The sequence below is a fragment of the Gilliamella sp. Fer4-1 genome (genome assembly GCF_001690515.1).
GTDB classification, from domain to species: domain Bacteria; phylum Pseudomonadota; class Gammaproteobacteria; order Enterobacterales; family Orbaceae; genus Gilliamella; species Gilliamella apicola_C.
Map to the genome: position 1 here is coordinate 1 of NZ_LZGZ01000269.1, position 8,372 is coordinate 8,372.

The 8,372-nt window shown below is 35.0% G+C and carries 8 protein-coding genes; 4 read left to right on the plus strand and 4 right to left on the minus strand.

Annotated elements, in window-relative coordinates:
• From A9G30_RS09440 to A9G30_RS09450, 3 genes are all read left to right on the plus strand, one after another.
• The coding region (locus A9G30_RS09440; RefSeq protein ID WP_141672065.1) for a DUF4238 domain-containing protein at positions 1-585 on the plus strand (585 nt) is incomplete at its 5' end.
• 108 nt (positions 586-693) lie between these two features.
• Positions 694-1,266, plus strand: a complete 573-nt coding sequence (locus A9G30_RS09445) for a DUF6037 family protein (protein ID WP_065583450.1) — start codon at positions 694-696, stop codon at positions 1,264-1,266.
• Between the two features lie 204 nt (positions 1,267-1,470).
• Positions 1,471-2,127, plus strand: a complete 657-nt coding sequence (locus A9G30_RS09450; protein WP_141672066.1) for a hypothetical protein — start codon at positions 1,471-1,473, stop codon at positions 2,125-2,127.
• Between the two features lie 956 nt (positions 2,128-3,083).
• Here the strand turns inward: A9G30_RS09450 and cydC are convergent.
• The 3 genes from cydC to trxB are packed head-to-tail and all read right to left on the minus strand — an operon-like array spanning position 3,084 to position 7,408.
• Positions 3,084-4,715 (minus strand): heme ABC transporter ATP-binding protein/permease CydC, encoded by a 1,632-nt coding sequence (cydC, locus tag A9G30_RS09455; protein ID WP_065588789.1) that lies wholly within the window; start codon positions 4,713-4,715, stop codon positions 3,084-3,086.
• Positions 4,709-6,439: a heme ABC transporter permease/ATP-binding protein CydD gene (gene cydD, locus A9G30_RS09460; protein ID WP_065588790.1), complete on the minus strand. Its 1,731-nt coding sequence runs from the start codon at positions 6,437-6,439 to the stop codon at positions 4,709-4,711. The genes cydC and cydD overlap by 7 nt, the downstream gene beginning before the upstream one ends.
• Positions 6,440-6,454: 15 nt before the next feature.
• A complete protein-coding gene (trxB, locus tag A9G30_RS09465) occupies positions 6,455-7,408 on the minus strand; it encodes a thioredoxin-disulfide reductase (RefSeq protein ID WP_065588791.1) in 954 nt (317 codons plus the stop codon).
• A 367-nt stretch (positions 7,409-7,775) separates the two neighbouring features.
• Between trxB and A9G30_RS09470 the strand changes: the two genes are divergently transcribed.
• Positions 7,776-7,961: a hypothetical protein gene (locus tag A9G30_RS09470; RefSeq protein ID WP_065580252.1), complete on the plus strand. Its 186-nt coding sequence runs from the start codon at positions 7,776-7,778 to the stop codon at positions 7,959-7,961.
• 79 nt (positions 7,962-8,040) lie between these two features.
• Here the strand turns inward: A9G30_RS09470 and A9G30_RS09475 are convergent.
• Positions 8,041-8,372 (minus strand): nitroreductase family protein (locus A9G30_RS09475; RefSeq protein WP_176700886.1); only part of this gene is annotated, 332 nt, incomplete at its 5' end.

Sequence of the window (8,372 nt, forward strand, 5' to 3'; positions counted from 1 at the left end):
ATTATAGATAAAGGTATGTTAAGTCTTAGCCTTTGTGTCGAAAGAGCGGATAAAAATATCTCCATAGAAAAATTTTTTTTTAGTCAAATAGAAGCAGGATATAAAGTGATCGGTGATATTATCGATAAAGGAGAGCATGTAAAAAATATTCTGGACGAGAACTTAGTTAATTTGCAACTATATATTGCTTTTTTATTTTCAAGAACTAAATTTTTTCGAGCTCATCTGCCTGAAATTTATAAAGATATTGGCGTTGTTACTGATAATCCAGATAAGTTTTTTCCTTACTTGCTATTAATTGATACCTTTTTGGAAAGTTCTTTTTTCCATCAATATTATACCAAAATATCTCTTAAAAATACAAGGAAGCCTTTAATAACAAGTGATAATCCAGTTATATGGAGAAAAGATTATATTGTATTACCAATATCTCCATGGAAATATTTGAAATTTGCAAAAGATTCTTGCTGTTCCGATGCTATTTTATATGATGATGACAAATTTCTAAATTATTGCCAATATAATCAAGCAGATAAATATCTTATTGCTGCAACAAAAGAAGATTTTGATTTCTTAATAATCTGATAGTTTTTTTATTTTGAATGTTTTTGTTAGTTATTCCATATTCAAATGCTGAAGTAATTTATTGTCAGGTATCAATATTAAATGATAACTATAAGAGAGGAATCTAGTATGGAAATGTCTTCATTACGCCAACTTCACCAAAGTATGTTGCAGATTTCAGTTGATATGCAACAGTTTAGAATAACAACTGGATCCGCTAGTTTTGATTGCTTATTTTCTACAAGAGAAGATCCATTTATTTTAGCCTTGACTTCAAGAGGTGTTAACCCTCATTTTTTTAAATTTGAAGTAATGAAGGGATATAAAATAAGGCCATATTTTGATGGTTTCTATTATGAATTGGCGGAGGTACTGAATAATGGTTTTAGCACCGGAAAACTAGAGCCTAAAAAATTCTTAGACCAACTAAACACTTCTTTGCCTACAATAGCATCTATTCAAAATAACCCTACAGTAAGTGAAGTTGTACGGTTAAGACGTGATATTATAGAAGAAAGAGAAAAGCCTTATTTTGATACATGGATATATTGGACTAGCGAAAAAAGACCAAATGGAGCATCAGAAGAAAACCGAAAGAAAACTTTATTACTGCTTGGTAAAGATGCTCTTCAACATAGTATAAAAATGAAAGCCTCATCAAAATGGAGTTCAGTTGATTTGGGCCATAATTGGAAGATGTGATAACTTCCAATTATGATCTATTTGCTATCCTGAAGTGATTTAATAGATAAGGCGTCTTGATTAGATATCTTATAGGGATATAGGTAACGTTAATTGAGCTTATCAAATAGGCGAATATTACATTCATATCTTTTATGCCTACCTATTGAATTAGCTTTGTATAGGTGTTATTTTATAAATCTAACTTAAATATAAAGAGTATAAGTGTTTAAATTTTTTAGAATGTTATGCGTAGTGGCATTTGCGTTATTTATCGTATCATGCTCCACTTATAAAAGTTCTGCCGAATATCATATAGCGCAATGGCTAGCAGAATTTCATGCTAAATTTTTATCAAAAAGTCGTTTTTATTCTGAAGTTGAACCAACGGGTAATCAACCTAAAGCAAGAGTTACCGTTATTCAAATAGGGGCAAGTGATGTTAACGTAAAGATGCGGATATATGATGAAGCAACCCATTATGACAATGGTGGTATGGTTCCTTTTCGATTTGGTGATACAGAGGCCGTAACTCCGGTTACAGATATTCATGGCGTAACGGTTTTTGGTGATTACGTCAAACCATTAAGTCAAATTAATGTCATTCCAAATAAACCATTTATTTTTGGTTTTACAGTTGGAATGTCAACTAAAGTTGAACCAGGATGGTTTCGTCAAGGTTATACCAAGTTTTTTGTTTGCAACGGGATTAACCGCGCATTTGAATTTACTCCTGAAGCAGGCAAAGATTATTTATTCTCCGTTGGCGCTAAACCAGCACAAGACGAAAAATACCATCTTTGCTTACTCAAGCTAGAAGAATGGGATAAAAGAACTAAACAATATACAAAAATACCGTTTATACTTTATGCTAAAAAATAATGTTTATCAAAAATGTCAAACCGCTTTGCAGTTTAACATTATCAATAAAAATAACACGCCAAATCAATCACTAAAAAGCAAATAAAAACATGAGGAAGATAGGAAGCCGTAATATCATCCAAAATTACTGTTTTTCCTGAAGGCTAAGTGGTTTGTAAAATCGGCACCATTTCGTTAAAGCCTCTGTGGCAAAATTAGAGCAAATTTTTCTGCAAAAAATTTGAACACCTTAGCTATACTAAGATGACCTAGAAGAGGTGAGCATCATGGATGATACGAGTAATTATAAGTAGAGCGCATTCTGTACTATGTGTAAAAATTAAAATCCCGGCTTTAGTGTTATCATCAATCGCTTATTTTATTTACAAAAACTAAAACGCCTGAAACCGCAGCTTCCCTATAAGCTATTTTTTACCCTAAAAATCAGTCAGAAAAGCTATTGATTTTATTTAAGTTTTTGTTTTGTAAAAATTAGCGATTTTTTATTTAATTTATGCGTGTGAGTAGAGGATTTCGCATCAAATCCCCGCTTTGATATTATTATTAATCGTTTATTTTATTTACAAAAGTTAAAATGCCCGAAACCGCAACTTCCCTATCAGCTGTTTTTCACTCTAAAAATCAGTCAGAAAAGCTATTGATTTTATTGAAGCTTTGTTTTGTGAAAATTAGCGATTTTTTATTTAATTTATACATGAGGGGAGGGGATTTCGCATAAAATCCCCGCTTTGATATTATTACTAATCGCTTATTTTATTTACAAAAGCTAAAATGCCTGAAACCACAGCTTTCCTATAAGTTGTTTTTCATCCTAAAAATCATTCAGAAAACCTATTGATTTTATTTAAGTTTTTATTTTGTGAAAATTGGTGGTTTTTTATTTAATTTATGCGTGTGAGTAGGGGATTTCGCATAAAATCCCCGTTTTGATGTCGTTTCTTAAGATCTTATATTTGTTAAAGCGAAATAATTCGATCAAATAGCGGATTGTTGGTCAGGCGATGGGTGACCATGAGCAATGTTTTATCTTTACAGGTTTTCTTTATTAATTGAATAATTTGTTGCTCGGTTTGTCGATCAAGACTTTCTGTTGGTTCGTCCATTAAAATTAATGGGGAATTATGCAGTAAGGCTCTTGCAATGCCGATACGGCGAATTTCGCCTCCTGATAGTGTTCGGCCACCTTGTCCAATAAGCAAGTCTAAGCCTTGATCCGTAGCTAATAGTTTGTCGAGCTCAACTTGGTGTAATACATCTATTAATTGTTGCTCGGTCGCTTGTTGATTGCCTATGAGTAAATTTTGCTTTAAGGTGTCACTAAATATCGTGATCACTTGTGGCACCATAGCAATCGTTTGTCGTAATGTTTTTTCATCAAGTTGATTGAGTTCAACATTGTTGATATAAATATTGCCTGATTGAGGTTGCCATGTGCGATTTATTAAGCTTAGCAATGTCGATTTACCACAACCTGTTTTACCAATTATGCCAATATGCTCACCATGTTCAACTGTCAATGAAAAATCAGTTAATACCGCAAAAGGCTGATTGGGATAAGTGAAATTGATTTGCTTAAATTGTAATTTTGCCACGTTTAGATCTATCGTTCTGCCTTTTGGCACAAATTTAATATCTGGTGTTTGATTGAAAATAGCGGTGGTGCGTGTGGCAGAAGAAAGCACTTGTCCTAAAAAGATAAATGCACCAGGAATTGGCATAAGGATCTCGGCACTAGCAAGGCTAACAAATACAAATAAAGCCACTAAAGGTGATAAGGTGTATTGGGTAATTAACCATAGCACAAGTAACGTTAAAAAGCCTGCAATTAGTAAGACTAATGCACTTGATAGCGCCATTAATGTTGATTGGCGCTGCTGATTATACAACCAATCTGATTCCAGTTCATCAAGCTGAGTACGATAGCGCAGTTGCGCATTAAATAGAGTCAGTTCAGCTTGCCCTTGCAGGTAATTGATTAATAATGTTCGGTACTCACTTTGTTGTTTAGCTAGCGTTTTTCCTAGCTGCTCTCCTGCTTGGTAAAAAATAACGGGCACGACAAGTAACGTAGTTGTAAGTATGATAGTAATGATTAGTGCAATGGGTAAATTGATAGTTGCAAGTCCAATAAATAAAATGCCAATGGTCACTAAAGCAGTTACAATAGGGGCAAAGAGTTTTAGGTATAAATGATCAAGCGCATCAATATCAACAATGAAGCGATTAAGTAAATCTGCTCGTTGGTAGTGGGCAAGTTGATTAGCACTTAATGGCAAAACTTTACGAAAAGCAAGCGTTCTTAGATAAGCTAAGATTTTAAATGTAGTGTTGTGATCAACCAAACGCTCCATATAACGTGAAGCGGTGCGAGCAATCGCTGCCGCACGTACGCCGGCTGCTGGCAACATATAATTAAACGAATACAAGCCAGCAACGCCAACAAAAGCGGTAGAAGCTAAAAACCATCCTGATAAAGATAATAGAAAGACACTAGCAAATAGGGTAAGAATTGATAACAATAAACCAGCTAAAATTTGCCAAAAATAGTGTTTATAAAGAGCTATATAAGGGCGCAATGTGGCTAACATAAATCCTCCTCGCTATCACAAGGTAGCTTACCTTGATGTAGCTTGCTGTGGGCTAGTTGCCAGATTTGTTCATAATTCTGCATATCATCTGTTTGGTGAGTAATGGTAATGCTGTTGGGGGCAATAGGTTGTTGATCTAGATTTTGCATGGTTTGCTTGTCTAAACTAGCCGTTGGCTCATCAAGAATAATTAATTGGCAAGGTTTTAGCATAGCTCTGGCTAAAGCAATTCGTTGTGCTTGTCCAACAGATAAACGTACGGCATCTTCGCCAACTTGGGTTTCAATTCCTTCTGGTAATTTGGCAATTACATCGGCTAATTGTGTTTTGGCAATTACCTCTTCAAGTTCTTGCATTGTGGCATTTGGCTTGCCAAGTAAAATATTATCGCGAATAGTGCTATTTAGCAGATAAGGATTTTGCCCTATCCAACTCACCTTTTGCTGCCAATCATTTATGTCTAATTGGTTAAATTCGATGCCATTAATTTTTAGCGAACCTTGATAAGGTAAAAAACCGAGCAAAACTTGCATTAACGACGTTTTCCCTGCGCCACTGGTACCAATCAAAGCCAATTTAAACGGTGCTTGCAAATTAAACGAGAGTGGGCCAACGATAAACTGTTGTTCACTGGATAGTACAATTAAGTTATTTGCTTCAATGGTTTGTAATGGTTCATTCAATTTGATGTTAGTTGCTTTAATGTTAGGTTGTTTTTGCACAATGTTTTTACTTAAAAAAGTTTCGATATTATCAGCCGCTGCGATTGCTTCTGCTTTAGCATGATAGTAGGTGCCTAAATCACGTAACGGTTGAAAATATTCAGGCGCTAAAATTAATGCAAAAAAACCAGCAAATAAGGTAACAGTTCCGTTGTATGCGCCAAAATCAAATTCTCCCAAATAGGAAAAACCAAAATAAATCGCCACAATGGCGATTGAAATTGATGTGAAAAACTCTAATACAGCAGAAGATAAGAATGCAATTTTGAGTACTTGCATCGTTTTTATACGAAAATCCTCAGAAGCACGAGCTATTTCGTTAGTTTGTTTTTCGCCTTGGTTAAATAGTCGAATGGTATTGAGACCTTTTAGACGATCTAAAAAGTGACCACTTAAATAAGCGAGGGCTTTAAAATGGCGACGATTGATATCGGCAGCCCCCATTCCGACTAAAATCATAAAAATAGGAATCAGTGGCGCTGTGCAAAGTAAAATTGTAGCGGCAGCCCAGTTAAAAGGGAATATCGCTATACAAATTAAAATCAGAGTCATGCTTGCCAATCGCATTTGTGGCAAATAGCGTGCAAAAAAGTCATGCAATTTATCGACTTGTTCAATAATTAACGTACTCCATGCGCCGATCGTGTTTTGATTTAAGTAAGCAGGACCATGCAATTCAAGTTGGTTAATTAATTGGTGTCGAATTTGCTTGCGAACTTTTTGACCTATGGTAAAGTTGATTTTTTCACGCAGATAAATAAAAAATGCCCGACCGAGTAATACCCCAATTAGACCGCCCCAAAAAGGTAAGATATCCGTAAAATAGTGTTGCTCAATAATAATTTTTTGTAAAATGATTGCAAGCAACGCAGCTTGGATAATCACTAATATTGTTAAAACAAAGCCAGTTAAAATTGAAGCCCACAAATTGGTTTTATGCATTTTTGCATGCTGTTTTAACCAGCCAAGTAAATAGGCTTGGCGTTTTTTATCTAATGACATGAAGCTCTTTACTGTTTATTTTAAGTTGTCCAAATAGTGTTCGGCATCTAAAGCCGCCATACAGCCCGTACCAGCTGAAGTAATCGCTTGACGATAAATATGATCCATTACATCACCAGCTGCAAATATTCCCTCGATACTGGTTTGTGTTGCATTTCCTTGTGTGCCTGATTGCACTTTAATATAGCCTTCATTTAATTCAAGCTGTCCTTCGAAAATGGTCGTATTGGGTTTATGTCCAATAGCAATAAATACGCCTAAAACAGAAATTTCTTCAGTTAAATTTGTATCTTGTGTGCTACGGATTCGAACGCCTGTAACGCCCATGTTGTCACCTAAAATCTCGTCAACGATGCGGTGTGTATGTAAGATCACTTTACCTTCTTTTAATTTTTGGTCTAAGCGATCCATTAATATTTTTTCAGCTCTGAAGGTATCTCGACGATGGATTAAATGTACTTCGCTAGCAATATTGGCTAAATAAAGGGCTTCTTCAACGGCAGTATTACCACCGCCAACAACGGCAACTTTTTGGTTACGATAGAAAAAACCATCGCAAGTTGCACAAGCTGATACCCCTTTGCTTTTGAAAGCCTCTTCTGATGGTAAGCCCAAATATTGTGCTGAAGCCCCTGTAGCGATGATCAATGCATCACAGCTGTATTGCGTTTCACTACCATAAAGCTTATAAGGTTTTTCGCTAAAATCGACACGATCGATGTGATCTAAAATAATTTCGGTGTTAAACCTTTCAGCATGTTCTTTCATTTTGACCATTAATTCTGATCCTGTTAAGTCAGGTGCGCCAGCAGGCCAGTTTTCAAGATCTGTGGTTGTAGTAAGTTGTCCACCTTGTTGCATTCCTGTAATTAATACGGGGGAAAGGTTTGCACGTGCAGCGTAAACTGCTGCAGTATAACCTGCAGGGCCAGAACCAAGTATTAACAAACGGGCATGTTTGGTTTTCATTTTAAATCCTTACTTATTTTGACTTTGGTCATTTTTAGCAAAACTAGTGCAATTTATAGCAGATAAGTCTAACATTATTAATCCTTATAGTGTAAAAAAAATTGATTATTGTATCAATAGGCAATCATAACAGGCTGTATTTGTATTATTTGCATTGAATTAAATTTTTGCGAATTAATTGGTTATCTTTTTCTTTTCAATTATTTTAAAGATATTTATTCTTTTTTAAACTTTGTTTGTTTTGGTTTTTTACTTTTAGTGTTTAAAATGTGCGCTTTTCTTATTCTTAAATTTTTTCCTATCATTTAGCAATAACATTTTAATTATTAGTTTACTCGACATCCTAACATAACAAGGGGGAGGTAAGATGAACAATCCTTCAAAAGAAAATGTAGAAGCAGTGCTTAGAAAAATTAGTTGGGCACAAGAGATTTTAAATTCGGTACAACAAAATATTAGCGATCCTCAAGTTGGTAATATTTTATCTGGTGTTGCCTTTATCATGGATTCGGCTTCATCTGAAGCTGAAGCGCTCTATCAATTAATTAAATAAACAATTAATTAAATAAAGCTCTGCTGTTTTTTCATTTATACCTTCATTCGCCGTTTGGCGATTGAAGGTATTCGATTGGTTAGCTTGTTGAATTGTCATCCGATAAATATGTAGTTATATCTAGTAGTGGCCAGCGAATGCGTGCTGTAGGCTCTCCTGCTCGATAGCCGAATGCTAAACATAGCCCAACACCAAATGATTCACTACTTAACTGCGGTATATATTTTTCTAAAATTTGTATTACTTTATCGTGATCAAATCCACCTATTGCACATGAGTCAATGCCTCGAAATGCAGCTGCTGTCATCATATTGGCGCTAGCGATATAATCTTGCATTTCTGACCAGTGATTAATGGTTAAACCATCAGCAAGTCCTTGCTCGCAAAAATTAATAAATGCTTGACAAGCAA

Excerpts from the sequence above, each read along its gene's own strand:
- A9G30_RS09445 (WP_065583450.1), top strand. The coding sequence starts at position 694 with ATGGAAATGTCTTCATTACGCCAACTTCACCAAAGTATGTTGCAGATT.
- cydC (WP_065588789.1), bottom strand. The coding sequence starts at position 4,715 with ATGTTAGCCACATTGCGCCCTTATATAGCTCTTTATAAACACTATTTT.
- cydD (WP_065588790.1), bottom strand. The coding sequence starts at position 6,439 with ATGTCATTAGATAAAAAACGCCAAGCCTATTTACTTGGCTGGTTAAAA.
- trxB (WP_065588791.1), bottom strand. The coding sequence starts at position 7,408 with ATGAAAACCAAACATGCCCGTTTGTTAATACTTGGTTCTGGCCCTGCA.
- A9G30_RS09470 (WP_065580252.1), top strand. The coding sequence starts at position 7,776 with ATGAACAATCCTTCAAAAGAAAATGTAGAAGCAGTGCTTAGAAAAATT.